This is a genomic window from Syntrophomonas zehnderi OL-4, from assembly GCF_000983115.1.
Classification (GTDB): Bacteria; Bacillota; Syntrophomonadia; order Syntrophomonadales; family Syntrophomonadaceae; genus Syntrophomonas_B; species Syntrophomonas_B zehnderi.
In genome coordinates this window covers 14,514-33,158 of sequence record NZ_CGIH01000031.1, presented here as the reverse complement: position 1 = coordinate 33,158, position 18,645 = coordinate 14,514, and the positions used below count along the sequence as shown (strand labels likewise).

Genomic DNA, 18,645 nt, shown 5'->3' with positions numbered 1-18,645 from the left:
CGGTGCGCTACTTTCTGTTGGCAATTCTGCCTTTTCTGGCAATCTTTTTGCAATCGACATTCTTCAATAGCTATAGTATAAAGGGTGCAGTACCTGATATTGTACTGGTTTTTGTTATTTTTTACGCCTTGTTAAATGGCGGCCGAAAAGGTGCATATTACGGTTTGTGCTGCGGACTGCTCGAGGATCTCTTTATCGGCCGGTTCATCGGCATTAATGCTATTGCTAAAGCAATTACCGCATACGTTATAGGAATTCTGCAGGGGAGAGTCTTTGAAGAAAATGTAATCGTGGGGATAATAGGTGTTATACTAGGTTCTATTATTAATGCCGGTCTGCTGTTAGTCTTAGTATTGCTTAACTTTTCCGCTTTTAACGTTAACGAACTTCTATTTATGGATATGTTGTATCAGACTCTTTATAATGCCCTGGTGGCAGCGCCGATTTATATCTGGTTTTATCAATCTTCCAGACGGGGGCTGTTAAAAGGTACAGGGGAGATATAGGAGATACAAATGAAACAAGGTCAGTTTAAGTCCGCCATGAAAGTTTATACATATTTTGTGATGGGATTGCTGTGCATATTGCTGATTCGGTTGGCGGTTGTGCAGATTTTTTATACCGATCAATACCAGATCAAGGCCAGCGAAAACCGCATCCGTTTGGTTCCAATAAAAGCATCCCGCGGGGAGATTTATACTCGCGATGGTACTCCGCTGGCCGCCAATGAATTGGTTTATACTTTAAGCCTTACTTACCTGGGTAAGGAAGGTCAAGACGCCATGATCGAAAATCTGATTAACATTTTGTCTCCGTATTATCCTGATGTTACGGCTGATCTGATCAAGGAAAAGATTGAACTGCAGAAATTTCGCCTATTTGAACCGGTCGTTGTGATGCGCGATATTCCCTGGGATCTGGTGGTAAAGATAGAAGAGAATCGCCAGCATCTGCCCGGGGTAACTGTTAATACCGAGCCGCTTAGAGTCTATCCCCAGGATACCGCTGCCGGCCATATCCTGGGCTATATTCACTCCATTAATGCCGAAGAACTGGCTGAAAATGAAAACCAGTACAGTATCAACAGTCTGATTGGAAAATCGGGAATTGAGAAACAATTTGAAAAAGAATTAAGGGGTAAAGATGGGGCTCGCCGGGTAGAGGTGGATGCCCAGGGAAGGCCGGTCGGTGAGCTGGTAACCCTGCAGCCGCAACCGGGCAGTAATCTTACCTTGACTCTGGATTTAAAACTACAGAAGGTCATGGAAAAAAGTATGGAAGATAATCTCCTCCGGCTGCAAAAAAAATATCCTAAAGCCAAGGTGGGTTCAGCGGTTGTGCTGGATGTAAAATCCGGTGAAGTTTTAGCCATGACCAGCAGTCCTGTCTTAAGGCCGGATGATTTCAAAGGTCAATTGGACAACGATATTGTACCGTATTATTTTCCCTCTGGGAATAGATATGACCCGCTGCAGCCGGGTGCCGCCACCAATCGTGCCATTCAGGCCACCTATCCACCCGGCTCAACCTTTAAGCCGATAACCGGAATGGCCGCTTTGGAATCTGGTACAATTGATCCATTCGCTCAAGAAGTCAACTGCAAAGGGGCCTATTGGATCAGCCCCTACATCAAGTGTACCGGTGTACATGGAAATTTAGATTACTTTAAAGGTATGGCGGTATCCTGCAATACTTATTTTCAGGAAGCCGGTCGCCGTGCTGGAAAAGATAACATTATCAAGGTGGCTCAAGACTTTGGTTTAGGTAAGAAAACCGGTATTGATCTGCCGGGTGAAGCGACCGGACTGGTACCCACCCCTGCCTGGAAAAAAGAACTTAATAGTTTGTTAATTAACCAAAAATATGATTACCTGCGCAAGCAATTAGATGAAAAATACGCTCAACTGCTGGCCGATGCCGCTGACGAGGAGAAAAAGAAGTCAATCCAAAGAGCCGAAAAAAACGAACGTGCCAGATTAGAAGCCCAGTATAAGATTGAATATAATTTTGAAACGACCTGGCAGGCATTTGACACTTTTAATATGTCCATCGGTCAGGGCGGCAACCAGTACACTGTTATTCAGTTGGCCAATTATGCGGCTACCATAGCTAATGGCGGCTATCTAATGCAACCGCATCTGTTAAAAAGCATCACTACCCCAGACAAGAAAAAAACGCAGGAAATAAAACCTCGCGTAATGCACGAAACATCCGTTTCAGCAAGAACTCTGGCTTTAACCCGGCAAGCCATGATGGCAGTTACGCAAAGAGGTGGAACGGCTGCGTTTCTTTTCACCAATTTCCCGCCTGAAGTCCATGTGGCGGCAAAAACAGGAACCGCCGAAACCGGGCGCGCCGGGGATCATAAAGACAGGGAATACCATGGTACTTTTATTGCCTTTGCTCCAGCAGAAAATCCTCAAATTGCCTTTGCCGGAGTGGTGGAATATGGTCAGCATGGCAGTGAATCTGCCGGATGGGTGGCCAAGGCAGTTTTTGAACAATATTTTGGTATTGTTGATCATTATGCAGCCATTAAAGCCGAGGAAGACAGGAAGAAAGCCGATGCTATCGAGGAGATACCTGGTTTAGCTCCTTAAGTTGGGGGAGGATTATAGTTAAGATATTTAGCTAACGAAATAATATAAGCATAAAAAGTCGAAGCTAATGACGAATAATTAATTAATTTTCTTGCTTCCGGACGACTAGAAAAGAGGAAATATGAGGGTAAAACCTCTTTTTTTTTGTTTTTCTTTAGAGGTAAAAAATGTAAAAAACAGAACCATAAATATAGAATATGCTTATGGCAGGACAGATGGGGGGCTGGGGGATGTCTGTGGAGATAATGGCGGCAGGAGTGGACACCGAACTGGTTATTGACCTTACGGCCTGGGACAGTTTCGCGGATATGAAGGCTGAACTGGAAAAGAACCTGCATGCCATAGACAATTATTTAATGGGTAGTTTTATCAGCATTGATGTAGGCAGCAAAAGTATTAGCGAAAGACAGCTTAGGGAAATGGAGGATATTTTACTGGATCATGGCTTTCACTTTAAAGACCTGATTAACAACCATTCTGCCCAAGGACAAAATCGCATCTCCATCAACAAGAATAACGCAGAAATCCTTGATAGTGCAGATACAGTTCTGATATGCCGTAACCTGCGTTCAGGACAAAAAATATTTAACAAAGGCAATATGGTAATACTTGGTGATGTCAATCCGGGTGCTGAGGTGATAGCCGGCGGCAATATCTTGGTCATGGGGGCATTAAGGGGTCTGGCTCATGCCGGTGCTTTGGGCGACGAAAAAGCTATTATAGCCGCTTTTCGTCTTAGTCCCACCCAGTTGCGGATTGCCAACCATATTACTCGCCCTCCCGATGGGGAATCGATTGTTGTTAATAACCCTGAATTAGCTAAAATCCGGGCTGGCAAAGTAGTTATCGAAAAGCTAAAAATATGATTGGAGGCTAAAAGATGAAAAGTAGGGTATTGGTGATTACTTCCGGAAAGGGTGGTGTTGGTAAAACTACAACAACCGCCAACCTGGGCACAGCATTGGCTATGCAAGGCAAAAAAGTGGTTATGCTGGATACAGATATTGGCTTAAGAAACCTGGATGTTGTAATGGGTCTGGAGAATCGCATCGTATTTGACATTGTAGATGTGGTTAATGGCAACTGTAAGATTAAACAGGCTTTAATCAGGGACAAACGGTTTGAAGGGCTGTGTCTGCTTCCTGCCGCCCAAACTAAGGATAAGAGTGCGGTTACACCTCATCAAATGAAAAACCTCACCAATGAACTGCGTAAAGACTTTGATTTTATCCTGGTGGATTGTCCGGCCGGAATTGAACAGGGTTTTAAAAACGCCATATCCGGGGCTGATGATGCGATTGTGGTAGCTACGCCAGAGGTTTCTTCGGTAAGGGATGCGGATCGTATCATTGGATTACTGGAAGCAGCCGGTTTAAGCAACTCAAAACTGATAATTAACCGCCTCCGCAATAAAATGGTTAAAAGAGGCGATATGATGGATATTGAGGATATTTTGGATATATTATCTATTGATTTATTGGGGGTTGTACCCGAGGATGAAACGATTGTCGTTTCAACCAATCGGGGTGAACCGGCTGTATTGGAAAACAGTTCCCGGGCCGGTGAAGCTTATCGCAGGGTGGCCCGACGTTTATTAGGGGAAGAAGTACCCATTAATGCCCAGGAGGACACATCCAATCTGGTAGACAGGTTTAAAAAAATGCTTAAATTGGCCAGGTAAGGAGGGTTGGAATTGTTAGATTTATTAGCCAGACTCTTTGGCAAAGAATCGACATCCAGCAAAGATATAGCCCGTGAAAGACTGCGGCTGGTGCTGGTACACGATCGCAGCGTAGCATCTCCTGAATTCATAAATGCCTTAAAGGAGGATCTGATAAAGGTTATCCAGCAATATATGGATATCGACATGGAGGGTCTGTTGGTTAGTATTGAAGGCGAGGACAACTCGGTGGCCCTGGTTGCCAATATTCCGATTAAAGGTTTAAAAAGGGCCGCCGGAGATTGACGAGCCATTCTTCCCAAAAGTTTTTATAAGCCCCGCGTCCGAACATCCTTAATTTACTTGCTGGACATAATATTTTTTATACCCCTATAATGGAGCAGGGGGTTTTAACATTGAATATAAAAAGGCTCAAGTTTATTGATAAAACATTTATTGTTGCTATTGTACTAATAATTACTCTGGGGTTGGTGGTTCTGCTGAGTGCCAGCAGTGCTATCTGCAATGATTCCTTTTACTATGTTAAAAAGCAGATTTTATGGCTGGCGGCGGGGACTTTTTTGGCGGTATTGATAATCCGTTATGATTATACTCAACTGGAGAGGTATTGGAAATACATATATGGTATATCGGTTATCATCCTTGTGACCGTGCTGGTCTTTGGAAAGGAAGTAAGGGGTACCACCGGCTGGATTGCTATAGGCCCCTTGCCCATGATACAACCGGCTGAGTTTACCAAGATATTATTAATTTTAGCTTTCGCTGATTTTTTGGCCAGACGCAAGGGGGCATTGGATACCCTGGGAGAGATGCTTCCCTGTTTCATATTCATGGGAGTCCCTTTCCTGCTTATAATGGCGCAGCCGGATCTGGGTACAGCCCTGGTTTATATAGCTTTTACCCTGGGGATGATGTTTGTCGCCGGAGCCAATTGGCGTATTTTGCTTAAAATTATAGGAGCGGCAGTGGGGGTTATTGCCCTGGCTCTATTTTTGCATTTTCAATTTGGAACCTGGCTGCCTCTGGATGATTACCAGATAGACCGTTTAATCGTATTTGCTGATCCATATAATGATGGCAAGGGGGGGCGCGGAGCCGGATGGAATACTATCCAGTCTCTGGTGGCAATTGGTTCGGGCGGTTTGACCGGTAAAGGTTTGTTCCATGGAACCCAGGTACAGCTAAACTTTCTGCCGGAGCACCATACCGATTTTATTTATGCAGTGATTGGGGAAGAACTTGGTTTTATCGGGGCTGCTTTGGTTATAGTATTATATGGCATAATCCTGTGGAGAACTGTAGTGATAAGTTTTAACGCCCAGGATCTTTATGGCAGTTATCTGGTGTTGGGGATATCGGCCATGTGGCTTTTTCATATCTTTGAAAACATTGGCATGTCCATAGGGGTGATGCCGATTACCGGTATACCTCTGCCGTTTTTAAGCTACGGGGGCAGTGCCATGATTACGAATATGATCGCGGTGGGTTTGGTTCTAAGCGTGAATATTCGAGGCAAAAAGATCGTTTTCTGATATTTTCAGCTAGGGAGTTTGTGTTTTGCTTTTTCTTCCCCGCGGGGTATATGACAAGGTAGTCAGTAAATAAGGGGAGACCCCTCCTGATAATAATAATGGGGAATATGAAATGGAATAAGGCATATTTTATACTGGGTTGGCGTTAAAGAGGCCAACCTTTTTTTATGGACAAAATTACCAGACGGTCGATAATCAGACATAAATTAATCGGGCTTACTATATATTTGTTAAAAAACAAAGGTGGTGAGTGTTGATGTTGGGGAATTTTAAAATCAGATTTTTGCTGGTTATAGTAATAGCTGCCATGGTAGGGCTGATCATGCAGTCGGGACATAGCAGCAAGAGGATAATGGAACCGGTATTACATTACATAATGTATACTGACTATGACATAAAAGAGGTTTTTTCACCTTACATAAACCTTCCCGGAGAGGATAGGATAGAAAACCTGCCGGTTACGACCGGAAACGTTATTAAAATGCCCTGCAATTTTGTGGATATTGAGCGCAGTTACGGCTGGCATTGGAGCCAGCAAACGGGGAGAACGGAATTTTGCCCGGGAATTTATTTGAAGGTAACGGATAATACCCTGGTTAAACCTATCCTTCCGGGAATGGTGGAGTACGTTCAAAAAGACCAAGCTGATGGGAAAGTTTGCATAAAACACGAAGGAAATCTGGTGTCTATTTATGGAGGGCTGAAAGAAATTATGGTGGATAATAATACCAGATTGGCTGAGGGTCAGGCCTTGGGCAAAACGGGGGAACGGTTTTATTTTGAAGTGCGCAGCCAGGATGATCCGGTAAATCCGCAGAGTATTTTTAAATAAATATGCTGCTGGGTAAGCTGGCCGGGGTGCGGGTTCGGGTGAATATACTTTTTTTACTGCTTTGCCTGATTTATACCTATGTAGGCCTGGGGATGGAAATATTAGTAATATTCACCTTCGTGCTTTTGCATGAATTGGCCCATACTATCATGGCGGCTGTTTTAAGGGTCAAGGTTGCTGAAATCGAATTACTGCCTTTTGGAGGTCAGGCTAAGATTGAGGACTTCACCGGCCTGGATCCGGATAAGGAAATTTATATAGCCCTGGCTGGACCGATTATGAGTTTGAGTCTGGCGGCTGTTTTTTATTTTCTGCCTGTGCTTGACTCGGCGAAAACTCCGTTGCTTATACAGATTAACCTTTTCCTGGGTATTTTCAACCTCCTGCCGGCCCTGCCTTTGGATGGGGGACGGATACTTAGGGCTTACCTTTCCAGATTACTAGGCTATAAAAAAGCCACCGCCCGCAGCGCTCTGCTGGGGAAATTAGCCGCTGTACTGATTGCGGGTTATGGGGTGTTCCTGTTCTACGAACAACAAAGCGGGGCTAATTTCTTGCTCATAGCCATGTTGTTGTTTTGGGCCGCCCACCGTGAAGGCTACCTGTTAAACTATGCCTTCATGCGCTATCTGGTGCATAAAAAAAGCGAATTATCACACAAAGGCTTCCTGGCCTCGCGCCAAATCGTGAGCGGGGAAGATGCCCTGATTAAATCTATACTGGACACCACCCGTCCTAATTTTTATACTATAGTGCTCATCCTGGATGAAGAACACCGCCCGCTGGGCCTGCGCAGTGAAGCCGAACTCATCGATTGCCTCTTTGAAAAAGGCCCCCGTACCCGCCTGAAAGATTGTTAATTAGAAAAATAGACGCGGCTTAACGTGGCATTATTTTAAGAGACCAGTAGCGGATGCTTTAAGTTTCCGGTGGGAAGCAAGATTAGTTTAACTATAGAACTAAGGCGCATCAAGCTAAGTGATCGGCCGGCTTTTAAAAAAGATGGCCGTAAGAGAGCTATTGTTTAAATTATTTCCTATATCGTGCTCACGATATTGTACGATGACCATTGGCCTTTGGATACCTTGGTTATCAATGGAATTTCCGGATACAGCTTCCGATCAATATCCTGATCTGTCAGACCCTGCTGACGTAATTCTTCAACTTTTAACTGTAGATTAAGGAGAAAATCAAGCTTTTGTTGGAGCGCATCTTTTCCGTTCTCAACCACCCCTTTATGGGCGCAAAATACCGTATCAAAATCGAGCTGTAATAGCTTTTGCAGTGACGCGATAGTGTCTTGCATATCTTCTTCGTAAAGTGCCACCAGCGGTTTCGGGGTGACAAAAAGATCGCCGCTGAATAGCCAGCCTTGATTCTTTTCATGGAGTACTTTATGGTATTTTGTATGTCCGGGGCTATCTATGATATCAAATGAGTATTTTTCTGTTTTGATTACATCCGGAATCGGTTCGGGGGCAAATCTCGGGCGATTCCCCCACATCAGATGGCGATAAAAAGGGTATTTACCTTTCTCCCTAGCGTCAGGCAGCGCCATTTCGTGCAGGTAAACCGGCACCCCCATTTCCTTTTGCAGCCAAGCGGCCATTCCAGAATGGTCTTCGTGGAGATGTGACAAGGCAACTTGCTCAATTTGTTGTTCCAGAAAGAACCGGCTTCCTTCACGTTTTAGCTTTTTGGCTCCGCAGTCGATCAAAAGCCCGTCTACAACGTAGAGATAGATTATTATCTGCATCCCCAAAAGGGAACATGCACCCTGGCCAATCGTAATATCTTTGTATTGAAGGCTCTTTAGCAATTCCGCTACCTCCCGCTCATTAAAACTAGCCTTGCTAGTGTTGTAACTAATACTGTTACAACACTAGCAAAATGGCAGATTTCTGTCAAGTAGATTATTCTGCTATTTTTCCTTTGACCGAAGAGGTTCGCATACATATAAGATTATCCCAGGGAGTCAATAAATTGGCGGGCGGTTCGGCCGGAGGGGCCGTGGTGGGAACGCTCCCATTCCAGCGCCTGCCGCCGCAATTGGTCTGGATTTATTTGTATTTCGCGTTGGGCGGCCAGGTTCTCCACAATATCCAGGTAAACTGTCTGGGTTGGAGGCGGGAAATTAATCCTGAGGCCAAAACGATCCGCCAGCGACAATTTTTCTTCCATGGTGTCGCGGACATGAATCTCCTCGTCCTGATGCGAACGGTCGGAGAAGTATTCCCGTATCAGATGGCGGCGATTGGAAGTAGCGTAGAGCAATATATTGGGTGCCCGCCCTTCCAGGCTCCCTTCCATTACCGCCTTAAGCCCCTTGTACTCAGTCTCGTAATCTTCGAAAGACAGATCATCTATAAAGACTATAAACTTCTTGGCAGGATAATCACGTAAATAGCTAACCAGCCGAGGCAGGTCTTTTAATTGCTCGCGGGTTACTTCCACCAGGCTAAGATTACGGTTCTTATAGCGGTTTAAAAGGGCCTTGACCATACTTGATTTACCGGTACCCCGGCTGCCGTAGAGCAGTACGTTGTTGGCAATACCGGTAGTTAGAAAATTCTCGGTATTAAGGCACAGTTGATCTTTTTGTAAGTCGCAGCCAATCAAATCCTCCAGTTGCACCGGATCCGGGTAGTTAATACCGGATAGCCCTTTTTCAGGGTCCCACTTTAATGCCCGGTAAGAAGAAACCATTCCGCGAGAGTTAGCGGCATAATAGCTCGTCAGTTCTTCGATTGATTCCGGCCAGGAGTACCCGCTGCCGTCAGTTGCTCTATTGCCGGAATCAGTTTCTCTCCATAGCGGTTTAAGCCCCAGGTTGGTTGCCAGGTCAACCATATCAAGATTTTTGATGTACCCCAATATTTGCAGATCTTTTTCTGCAGCCTGAATTAAGCGGGGGTCTATTTCATTAAAGTCCATAATTTCCGCAGCCCGACTAAACGGGTTATCATCATGCAATACCAAATTTACTAAATAATCGGAAAAATCCTGACCGGTTGCAAAATAGGTAAACATAAACCTGTGAAAATCATCTGTTATCTCCAGTTCGTCATAGTCCCTGGCCGCAGCAGAAAGACAATCACGCAGAGCACTAACCAGTGGATCACGCAAAATATTGCGGTAAACAGACAAACTCCCCAGTGAACGGCTTAATTCTTTCAGCATAGTATCATCTCCTATAGTTTCCGATTGTAGTAATAGTAAAATACTACATATAAAAGTACAACTATAGCTATGCAATAACCCAGCAGGTCAAAGGGATTTACCGTCATTACCGGAGCAAAAATTGAACCGATGAGAACAACCAGGGCTGCCAATAATATACCGCTAACCAGGGTAGCATATGATGCTTTACCGGCAATATGAAAAGCTCTTTCATCATAGGGATTCAACCCCTTAGCTTGCAATTCCTTGATTCTCTTTTGTTTAAGATAGCGGGCAACCGATGCGCCTATGGTTGCGCCAATTAATCCTGCTCCCAAGCCGGGATTGACATAAAGCAGTTGCCACACTCCCAATCCAGCCAGAATAGCAATAGTAATAAAAAAGACGGCAGATCTTTGTACGTTCGTCATATTAGTCCTCCTCCTCATCAAAGATAAATACTTCTTCGATTTTCAAATTAAAAGCCCGGGCCAATTTATAGGCCAATAAAATTGATGGGTTGTACTTTCCCTTTTCCAGCGAAATAATCGTCTGGCGGGAAGTACCTACCAGTACAGCCAGATCTTCTTGAGTAAGTTCATGTTGTTCTCGAAGTTCACGCAGGCGATTTTGCAATTGTACACCACCTTTAGTAAAGTAAGCTTTACATATAATTTAACTAAAGAACGGGTAAATGTCAAGCGTATTTTACATTTTAAAAAATAAATTTCTATATGTAGGCTAGGCGCACTCATCGATGAAAATAATAGCTGGGATTAGATTAGAAAAAAATTTTAATAGAGACAGGTTACAAAGATTAGCAGAGCCGATTATTTGCAGGGACTAGCTTTGGAAGTTTCGTATCACGCAACTATTTTCCAAGGTGGTTGTGTCACCCGTTCAGGGGGGATTTAGATAAAAGACGCTTATTTCACGGATTAATTAAATAGCTGCCCGGCACTCAGCAGGGCAATTTATCGCTAACCCGGTTTAAGGTCGGGCTGAGTGGCGGGGGACACCCAAAGTCACTGAAGTTTGTCTTTTTAAACGTTATCTTAAGCATCGCATATGCTCACAACCTATTAATCGCAGATGGCATAATATTTTTCCAAAATGCCAAATTAAATGGCGGAAATTCTTTTTTCAGTTGTTCGATGGTCACTTCCTCCAGGGAAGCTTCAAGTGCCATTCTGGCTTGCTCCAGATGCGGCGTAAGAACTTCGTTAATATTACGTCCAATCGGGCATTCAGAATTGGTTGTTTCATGTAAGCCAAACAACCTGCTCTGATTCGTTAATTCAACTGCTCGGTAAATATCAAGCAGAGTTATTTTCTCGGCATCCCTCGTTAGCGTTGTTCCACCTGTTCCGGCGGCAACGTTGACCAGCCCGGCATTTTTTAAATACCCCAAAATTCTGCGGATCAAGGCAGGATTTGTATTCACACTGCGTGCCATCAGCTCACTGGTTATCTTAACATCTTCAGGGCACCAGGCAATTATAATGAGTATTTGTACAGCCACCGGGAATCTACTGCTTAGCTGCATAGTTGTTCACCTCAATGCGAATGTAGCACAATACGTGCAAATATTCAATTCGATAATAATTGGGTTTTCTTCCCGTTTATTTCCTGGATTTCGTTGGTAGGGATTTTTGTGCTAATATAATACTTATGATTTTCAATAAGCGGAGGCAATATGAAGGACAGGCTCTTTAGGGATATTCTGCCCCGGGTTTCCAAACCGGTTCGTTATATCGGCAACGAAGTGAATATGATCAAGAAGGAATGGGATCAAAGCCATATTAAGATGGTTTTTGCTTTTCCGGATGTTTATGAGATAGGGATGTCCCATATCGGCGGCAAGATACTGTATGGACTGATTAATGAAACTACCCCGCATTTAATGGAGCGCAGTTTTGCCCCCTGGCCGGATATGGAAGGGTTAATGCGTCAGGAGAATATCCCCCTTTATGCGCTGGAATCTTTCCGGCCGCTGAGTGACTTTGATGTGGTAGGCTTTTCCTTGCAGTATGAACTCTCCATAACCAATGTTTTGAATATGCTGGATTTGGGTGGGATTCCTGTAAAGAGTAAGGAACGCGGCCCCCAAGATCCAATCGTTATTGCGGGTGGACCGGTCGTATTTAACCCGGAACCTTTTACGGATTTTTTTGATGCATTTCTGATCGGGGACGGAGAAGAAATAACCGTTGAGTTTTTGGATTGCCTGTACAAGCATAGAAATCTTCCCAGAGAAGAACTTTTATACCTACTGGCTTCTGAGATTGAAGGAGTGTATGTACCTTCACTATATACGGTTGCTTACCGTGAGGATGGCACATTGAAAGAAATGCGGCCAATAAGGGAAGGTATCCCCGCCCGGGTACGCAAACGTCTGGTGCATGACTTGGATAATTCTTATTATCCCGACCAACCGATTGTTCCTTACATGGATATCGTCCATGACCGGGCGGTATTGGAAGTCATGCGTGGCTGCCAGCGGGCCTGCCGGTTTTGCCATGCTGGTATGGTATATCGGCCTCTGCGGGAGAAGAGCGTGGCGGTAGTAAAAAAGCAGGCAGAAGCCCAATTAAAAAATACCGGTTTTGATGAAGTCTCCTTGGCATCCCTTAGCACCCTGGATTATTCCGGGGTCAATGAACTGGTCAAACACCTGGTGGAAACATATGCTGACAAGGGGATTGGGGTTTCCCTGCCTTCCCTGCGGGTAGACGCATTCTCCATTGATCTGGCCAATGAAGTGCAAAAGGTGCGCAAGACCACCCTGACCCTGGCACCGGAAGCCGGTACCCAGCGCTTGCGGGATGTCATAAATAAAAACATCAGTGAGGACGATCTGTTCAAGGCGGCTGAGTCAGCCTTTAAGTCGGGTTGGATGGGTTTGAAGCTATATTTTATGTTTGGGTTGCCAACCGAAACCAATGAAGACCTGGATGGAATTTTGGATTTATTAAACCGGGTAAAGGGTATCGGTAACCGCTATTCTCATCGGCCGGTGCAGATTAGGGCAAGTTTGGCTTGCTTTGTTCCTAAAGCGCATACTCCCTTTCAGTGGCAGTCCCAGGCCACCATTGCAGAGCTGGATGACAAACGCCAGTATATGCTCAAACATAAGATTAAAAATGTAAAGGTAAGTTTTCATGACAGTCACGTCAGTTTTCTGGAAGGGGTTTTGGCCCGCGGTGACCGGAGACTGGGAGATATTATTTATTTAGCCTGGCAAAAAGAATGCAAATTTGATGGCTGGTCGGAATATTTTAAATTTGATACCTGGATGGAGGCCTTTGCGAATTTTAAAATAGATCCTGCTTTTTATACCCGGGCCAGAGAGTATGGTGAGCTTTTCCCGTGGGATGTCATTGCAACGGGGGCAAGCCAAGCCTATCTGCGCCTGGAAAATGAACGTGCTAAAAAAGGGATATCTACCCCTGATTGTCGTATGGCTGATTGTGTCGGTTGCGGTGTGTGCCCGCATTTTGGGCTGGCTCCTTTTCATCTGCCCAACCAGCCCGTAAACCTGCCTGCGGATATCATGACCGAAAATATCAAGGAGGAAGCCTGATATGAGGTTGCGAGCAGAATATAGGGTAGGCCCAAATTTAAAATTCCTGGGTAATCTGGATATGATGCATCTGCTGGAAAGGGCTCTGCGGCGGGCAGAAATACCTTATCGCCTGACTGAAGGTTTTAATCCCCATATCAAACTATCCATGGGGACGGTTCTTCCGGTTGGTCTGTGGGGAGAGAACGAATATTTTGATCTGGAACTTGACGAAATGGCTCCGCAGGATTTTAAAAACCGGATTAATGTTGTATTGCCGCCGGATATGCAAATCAAGCAATGTATTGCTGTGCCCATGCAGGCTGCTTCTCTGATGAAGACTATAAATACTGCCCAATATGATTTTATTCTAAAACCGGGACAAAATGCAGAATATTTGGTCACATCTCTGCTGGATTGTGATAAAATCCTGGTACAAAGCCGGGGAAAAAACAAGCAGCTTTTAAAGGATCTGCGCCCTGGTCTTTATGATATGCAGGTTGAGCCTGGTGATGGCTTTGAGGTGTTGGCCGTAATGGTAAGTGTTAACGAACCGCTTAATATAAGATTTGATGAGCTGCTGGCTGTTTTTGCAGAAAACGGACTAAAATCTGAAAATTTGCTGGATTTTTTCCGTCGGGGTAATTATATTAGAGAAGAATCCAAATATTATTCCCCGCTTGAGAAGGTGTAGAACAATGGTAAGAGATATTATTGCGGAGGTCTATCCTTGGGAATCAAGGATAGCCATAATTGAAGATGACCGCTTAGTGGAAGTTTTCTGGGCTAATCAGGAAGAAAATGTGGGCAAGATTTATAAAGGTAAGGTAAAAGACGTCCTGCCGGGGCTGTCCTGTGCCTTTGTTGATATTGGTTTGTCCAAAAACGCCTTTTTATATGTAGGTGATGTAGCCGTTCCTGAGCACCGCAAGGGAACCAATATTTACGATTATTTAAAAAGCGGTCAGGATATTATGGTACAGGTGAAAAAAGAAGCCTTTTCGGAAAAAGGAGCCCGGGTAACGGGAAATCTAACTATTCCGGGTCATCTATTGGTGTTGTTGCCCCTGCAGAAGGAAATTTCAATTTCCCGCAAGATTGTAGGCAATCAAAAAAGAAATTATCTGCGCAATTTAATTGAGGAGCATAAGTCTGAAGATGTAGGGGTGATACTGCGCACCGCCTGCTTGGAAGCTGATGATGCCGAAATAAAAGCGGAATTGGATGAGCTTATTCAGGTATGGCATAAGATTAAAAAACGTTACCAACACAACAAATCCCCCAGCGTAATTTATGAGGATATAGACGTAATCGAACGAACCCTGCGGGACTACCTGGACGGGGGTATACGTCATGTTATTATTAATAACTTAAAGCTCAAAGAAAGATTCGACCAGTTTATCAAAAACAAGAATACGTCCTATGACCTAAACATTAGGTATGTAAAAGGCGATCTTTTCGAAAAATACGGTCTGGAAAAAGATATCCGCAAAGCCCTGCGCCGTAAAGTCTGGCTTAAAAGCGGAGGGTATCTGATATTTGATGAGACTGAGGCTATGACAGTAATTGATGTCAACAGCGGAAAATTTACCGGCAAGGATAATTTCGAGGAGACGGTACATAGACTCAATTTGGAAGCGGCTGTGGAAATACCCCGTCAGCTTCGTTTGCGCAGTATAGGCGGGATTATTTTGATTGACTTTATCGACATGAAGGATAAGTACAACGAGGAAAATGTAATCTCTATCTTGCGTCAGGAATTGGAAAAGGACAAAGCCCATACCCGGATTATGGGTATGTCTGGTCTGGGATTTCTGGAAATGACCCGTAAGAAATCTCGTTATGGAATCTCCGAAATTTTTACCGATGAATGCAATGCCTGTCATGGACGAGGCAGAACGATAAATGTTTTTGCCCTGGCCTGTGAATTAAAAAGGAAACTGGCTAATTTGGATTACCTGGAGGGCGAAGAAATCATTTGCGAGGCGCACCCTGAGCTTTTGCAGTATATAACTAATGATGAAAAAAATTTAAACTATATTAAGAAAAAAACCGGTAAAAGAATTAAATTGGTTGCAAAACAGGAGATGCAGCTGGAAGACTATAACCTGCATAGCAGCTAGCCTTGACGCTAATTGAATAATATGTTAACCTAACGTGGGCTGTGCGTTTTTGCAACCGCTCGGTTCAGGCTTTCAAATGGCTCAAGTCCTGCCTGATGACCGGCGAGTCTTATAAAATGTGGAGGTGTATTGATGTACGCGATAGTACAAACAGGCGGCAAGCAGTATAAAGTTGCCGTTGGACAAATGGTATTAGTAGAAAAACTTAATGCCGAAGTCGGAGAAAAAGTTACCCTGGATCAGGTTCTAATGCTAAAGGATGACAATGGTACCCGCATAGGCAATCCGTTGGTTGCCGGGGCCAGCATCGTTGGCAAAGTAGTTGAACAGGGCCGGGGCAAGAAAATTACGGTATACAAGTACAAAAAAAGAAAGAATATGCGTAAGAAACAGGGTCATCGCCAGCCCTATACCAGGATTCTAATTGAAAAGATCGAAGGTTAATGGTCACTGTTAATATTATTTACGATGGCGAAAATATAGTGGGTTTTAAGGCTGAAGGCCATGCGGGATATGCTCGGGCAGGCAGGGATATATATTGTGCCGGCGTATCGGCTATTACCGGTACAGCCCTTATCGGCTTACAGAAGCACTTGACCCATCCCCCCATATACCAGGAGAAAGATGGTTGGTTATCATGCCAATTACCTCTGGATATTAAAAAAGAGGACATGGCCAATGCCCAGATTATACTTACCACTATGGAGGCAGGGCTTAGGTCTTTGCAGGAAACCAATCCGCGCTATATTAAAGTAATACAGGGAGGTGCGAAATATGTACAAGATTAATTTGCAGCTTTTTGCTCATAAAAAAGGTGTGGGAAGCTCCAAAAACGGACGCGACAGCGAATCCAAGCGCCTGGGTGTTAAAAGATACGATGGTCAGGTCGTCAGAGCTGGTAACATACTGGTTCGCCAAAGAGGAACCAAGATCCATCCCGGCAATAACGTTATGATTGGCCGTGATGATACCCTATTTGCAGTAATAGATGGCAAGGTTAAATTCGAAAGAAAAGGCAAAACCAAAAAACAGGTTAGTGTTTACCCTTTAGAAGAAAGCCTGACTATGTAAATTGCAGAACTGATCGTCAAAGCTTACCCCTGGAGTAATCCAGGGGTTTTTGTTATGATTTAGTTAGAAAATTGATTTTTAATAGACACAGATAACCCAGGCAGACAGATTTACACAGACTTTTTAATAAAATATTTGCCAGATGGGCAATCAACCTTATATAAGAACCATTTTGCAGAACTAAGGGATGCGGATAACGCGGCAACATGTTGACTTGCGGCAGCTATTAAGGTTGTGACCTCCGGCCACGACTGGTCAGAAAGAAGCTAAAATAGCTTAAAGGGGAATGTTTATGGATGCTGAACAAATGGTAGGCCTTCTTAGAAGGATGCGGCATGATTTTGCCAATCACCTGCAGGTAATAAGCGGTTATATAGATCTGGGGCTGGAAAAACGGCTGGCTGGGTATGTTAGTGCAATAATCGCGGAGCTAAACCAGGAGAGGATCATTTTTGAAAGTCTTAATGCTGAAGCCGCGCTGTACTTTTATGAACAGCTTTTAATGGTTAAGGATTTGGGAATTATACTTACATACGAAGATTTAGAAATTACGTCATTAGAAATGATGAAAGAACATAACGAGCCCTTCCATAGTATAGCAGCAATGCAAACCGAGCTGAATTTTAAGGGTGATGATGAGACGGTCGTTTATCTATCCATCTATGAGCAAGCCCCGGGGATTGACCTCCTATTCTCCTGTGAAGACTGGGAGGAAAACCCTCGTAAGATCAGCTTAGCTAAGGAGTGAACCGATGTTTATTGATCATGCCAAGATATATGTAAAAGGCGGGGATGGCGGCAATGGCTGTGTGGCTTTTCGCCGCGAGAAGTATGTGTCAATGGGAGGTCCCTTTGGCGGAGACGGAGGCCGGGGGGGCAACGTTATATTTGTGGCCGATGAGGGCTTGACCACCTTGATGGATTTTAAATACCGCAAACACTTTAAGGCCGAACGCGGTACCCACGGAAAAGGTAAAAATCAGCATGGTGCCTGGGGTGAGGATCTGATCGTAAAAGTACCGGTAGGAACGATTATAAAAGACGATGATAATGGGGAGATACTGGCTGATTTGACCGCAGCCGGACAGGAAGCGATTATTGCCAAAGGCGGTCGCGGCGGCAAAGGCAACAGCCGATTTGCCAATGCTACCCATAAAGCCCCTGCCATGGCCGAAAACGGGGAACCAGGCCAGGAACGCTGGATCAGTATGGAGCTTAAACTGCTGGCTGATGTAGGATTGGTGGGTTTCCCTAACGCGGGTAAATCAACGCTCATTTCCCAGGTATCCGCTGCCCGCCCCAAAATTGCAGACTATCCTTTTACTACCTTGGTGCCCAATCTGGGGGTGGTATCAACCCGGGATCATGATTCCTTTGTTATAGCTGATATTCCCGGTTTAATTGAAGGAGCTCACCAAGGTGTAGGTCTGGGGCATGATTTTTTAAGGCATATTGAAAGAACCAGATTGTTGCTGTATATTTTGGATGCCGCCCAGGTGGATGGCCGGGACGTGATGTCAGACCTTTATACACTGCAAAATGAGCTGGCCCTGTATAATCCGGAACTGGCCCAAAGACCTTTTCTGGTCGTAGCTAACAAGATGGATATTCCGGGGGCCGAAGAAAATTGCCGGGTTCTAGAGGAACAGTATAAGGAGCGCTTTTTTAAAATATCTGCCGCAACCGGCAATGGTGTGCAGGAATTAATGGATAAAACCTATGAGCTGCTCAAGCTTATTCCAAAACCAGAGCCGGTTTTTACTGATATCAAGGTTATTCATCGTTACGATGACGAAGTGCCTTTTGAGATTAATATCGTCAACGGGATCTATGAGGTGACCGGTAAACGCATTGAAAACCTGGTCAAAATGGCCAATTTAGATCAGGACGACTCTTTGCAGAGATTCCAACGCACCATTGAACGCATGGGTCTGGAAGATGCCCTCCGGGAAAAGGGGATCAAAAATGGAGACACCGTCAAAATCTGTGAACTGGAATTCGAATACAGCCAGTAGTTAAAAAAAACGCAAGGACATAAGGGGGACGCACAAGGGGACAGTTCTCTTGTGCTGTTTATTTAGAGGT

General features: G+C 44.5%; 21 protein-coding genes and 1 other annotated feature. Of the genes, 16 read left to right on the top strand and 5 right to left on the bottom strand.

Features of this window, described 5'->3' with window-relative positions:
• Positions 1–2 precede the first annotated feature (2 nt).
• The 8 genes from mreD to AAV90_RS09305 all read left to right on the top strand — a co-directional run bounded on the left by mreD (position 3) and on the right by AAV90_RS09305 (position 7,505).
• Positions 3–506, top strand: a complete 504-nt coding sequence (gene mreD, locus AAV90_RS09340) for a rod shape-determining protein MreD (RefSeq protein ID WP_046498185.1) — start codon at positions 3–5, stop codon at positions 504–506.
• A gap of 9 nt (positions 507–515) precedes the next feature.
• Complete coding sequence (locus AAV90_RS09335) at positions 516–2,600, top strand: penicillin-binding protein 2 (protein ID WP_046498182.1); 2,085 nt, start codon at positions 516–518, stop codon at positions 2,598–2,600.
• Positions 2,601–2,830: 230 nt separating this feature from the next.
• Entirely contained in the window at positions 2,831–3,466 is a 636-nt protein-coding gene (minC, locus tag AAV90_RS09330; RefSeq protein ID WP_341363017.1) for a septum site-determining protein MinC, read from the top strand.
• Between the two features lie 14 nt (positions 3,467–3,480).
• Entirely contained in the window at positions 3,481–4,281 is an 801-nt protein-coding gene (minD, locus tag AAV90_RS09325; RefSeq protein ID WP_046498180.1) for a septum site-determining protein MinD, read from the top strand.
• A 12-nt stretch (positions 4,282–4,293) separates the two neighbouring features.
• Positions 4,294–4,566, top strand: a complete 273-nt coding sequence (minE, locus tag AAV90_RS09320) for a cell division topological specificity factor MinE (protein ID WP_046498178.1) — start codon at positions 4,294–4,296, stop codon at positions 4,564–4,566.
• Between the two features lie 110 nt (positions 4,567–4,676).
• Positions 4,677–5,813 carry a rod shape-determining protein RodA gene (gene rodA / locus AAV90_RS09315; RefSeq protein WP_242847523.1) on the top strand — a complete coding sequence of 379 codons (1,137 nt, stop codon included), beginning with the start codon at positions 4,677–4,679 and terminating at the stop codon, positions 5,811–5,813.
• 256 nt (positions 5,814–6,069) lie between these two features.
• On the top strand, positions 6,070–6,645 hold the full coding sequence (locus AAV90_RS09310) for a M23 family metallopeptidase (protein WP_046498173.1): 576 nt from the start codon (positions 6,070–6,072) through the stop codon (positions 6,643–6,645).
• Between the two features lie 2 nt (positions 6,646–6,647).
• The gene (locus AAV90_RS09305; RefSeq protein WP_046498170.1) at positions 6,648–7,505 is read left to right on the top strand and encodes a M50 family metallopeptidase; all 858 of its coding nucleotides are present in this window, start codon (positions 6,648–6,650) and stop codon (positions 7,503–7,505) included.
• 176 nt (positions 7,506–7,681) lie between these two features.
• On the opposite strand, the gene AAV90_RS09300 is transcribed toward AAV90_RS09305, so the two are convergent.
• The 5 genes from AAV90_RS09300 to AAV90_RS09280 form a co-directional block, all read right to left on the bottom strand.
• Entirely contained in the window at positions 7,682–8,464 is a 783-nt protein-coding gene (locus tag AAV90_RS09300; RefSeq protein WP_046498168.1) for an MBL fold metallo-hydrolase, read from the bottom strand.
• A 143-nt stretch (positions 8,465–8,607) separates the two neighbouring features.
• Positions 8,608–9,825 (bottom strand): ATP-binding protein, encoded by a 1,218-nt coding sequence (locus tag AAV90_RS09295; protein WP_046498165.1) that lies wholly within the window; start codon positions 9,823–9,825, stop codon positions 8,608–8,610.
• Positions 9,826–9,836: 11 nt separating this feature from the next.
• Complete coding sequence (locus AAV90_RS09290; protein WP_052729707.1) at positions 9,837–10,235, bottom strand: DUF2178 domain-containing protein; 399 nt, start codon at positions 10,233–10,235, stop codon at positions 9,837–9,839.
• Position 10,236: 1 nt separating this feature from the next.
• The gene (locus tag AAV90_RS09285; RefSeq protein ID WP_046498162.1) at positions 10,237–10,440 is read right to left on the bottom strand and encodes a helix-turn-helix transcriptional regulator; all 204 of its coding nucleotides are present in this window, start codon (positions 10,438–10,440) and stop codon (positions 10,237–10,239) included.
• Between the two features lie 436 nt (positions 10,441–10,876).
• On the bottom strand, positions 10,877–11,350 hold the full coding sequence (locus tag AAV90_RS09280; RefSeq protein WP_046498160.1) for an Rrf2 family transcriptional regulator: 474 nt from the start codon (positions 11,348–11,350) through the stop codon (positions 10,877–10,879).
• Between the two features lie 150 nt (positions 11,351–11,500).
• On the opposite strand from AAV90_RS09280, the gene AAV90_RS09275 reads away from it, so the two are divergent.
• From AAV90_RS09275 to obgE, 8 genes are all read left to right on the top strand, one after another.
• Positions 11,501–13,387, top strand: a complete 1,887-nt coding sequence (locus AAV90_RS09275) for a TIGR03960 family B12-binding radical SAM protein (RefSeq protein WP_046498158.1) — start codon at positions 11,501–11,503, stop codon at positions 13,385–13,387.
• A 1-nt stretch (position 13,388) separates the two neighbouring features.
• Positions 13,389–14,060 carry a TIGR03936 family radical SAM-associated protein gene (locus AAV90_RS14130; protein WP_052729706.1) on the top strand — a complete coding sequence of 224 codons (672 nt, stop codon included), beginning with the start codon at positions 13,389–13,391 and terminating at the stop codon, positions 14,058–14,060.
• 4 nt (positions 14,061–14,064) lie between these two features.
• Positions 14,065–15,489: an Rne/Rng family ribonuclease gene (locus tag AAV90_RS09265; RefSeq protein WP_046498154.1), complete on the top strand. Its 1,425-nt coding sequence runs from the start codon at positions 14,065–14,067 to the stop codon at positions 15,487–15,489.
• Between the two features lie 43 nt (positions 15,490–15,532).
• Positions 15,533–15,609 (top strand) — a sequence feature (ribosomal protein L21 leader region).
• Positions 15,610–15,621: 12 nt separating this feature from the next.
• Complete coding sequence (rplU, locus tag AAV90_RS09260; protein ID WP_046498151.1) at positions 15,622–15,933, top strand: 50S ribosomal protein L21; 312 nt, start codon at positions 15,622–15,624, stop codon at positions 15,931–15,933.
• Positions 15,933–16,277 (top strand): ribosomal-processing cysteine protease Prp, encoded by a 345-nt coding sequence (locus AAV90_RS09255; protein WP_046498148.1) that lies wholly within the window; start codon positions 15,933–15,935, stop codon positions 16,275–16,277. The genes rplU and AAV90_RS09255 overlap by 1 nt, the downstream gene beginning before the upstream one ends.
• Positions 16,264–16,560 carry a 50S ribosomal protein L27 gene (gene rpmA, locus AAV90_RS09250; RefSeq protein WP_046498145.1) on the top strand — a complete coding sequence of 99 codons (297 nt, stop codon included), beginning with the start codon at positions 16,264–16,266 and terminating at the stop codon, positions 16,558–16,560. Before AAV90_RS09255 ends, rpmA begins: the two co-directional genes overlap by 14 nt.
• Before the next feature lie 292 nt (positions 16,561–16,852).
• On the top strand, positions 16,853–17,308 hold the full coding sequence (locus AAV90_RS09245; RefSeq protein WP_046498140.1) for a Spo0B domain-containing protein: 456 nt from the start codon (positions 16,853–16,855) through the stop codon (positions 17,306–17,308).
• Positions 17,309–17,312: 4 nt separating this feature from the next.
• Positions 17,313–18,575 carry a GTPase ObgE gene (gene obgE, locus AAV90_RS09240; protein WP_046498137.1) on the top strand — a complete coding sequence of 421 codons (1,263 nt, stop codon included), beginning with the start codon at positions 17,313–17,315 and terminating at the stop codon, positions 18,573–18,575.
• Positions 18,576–18,645: the final 70 nt, after the last annotated feature.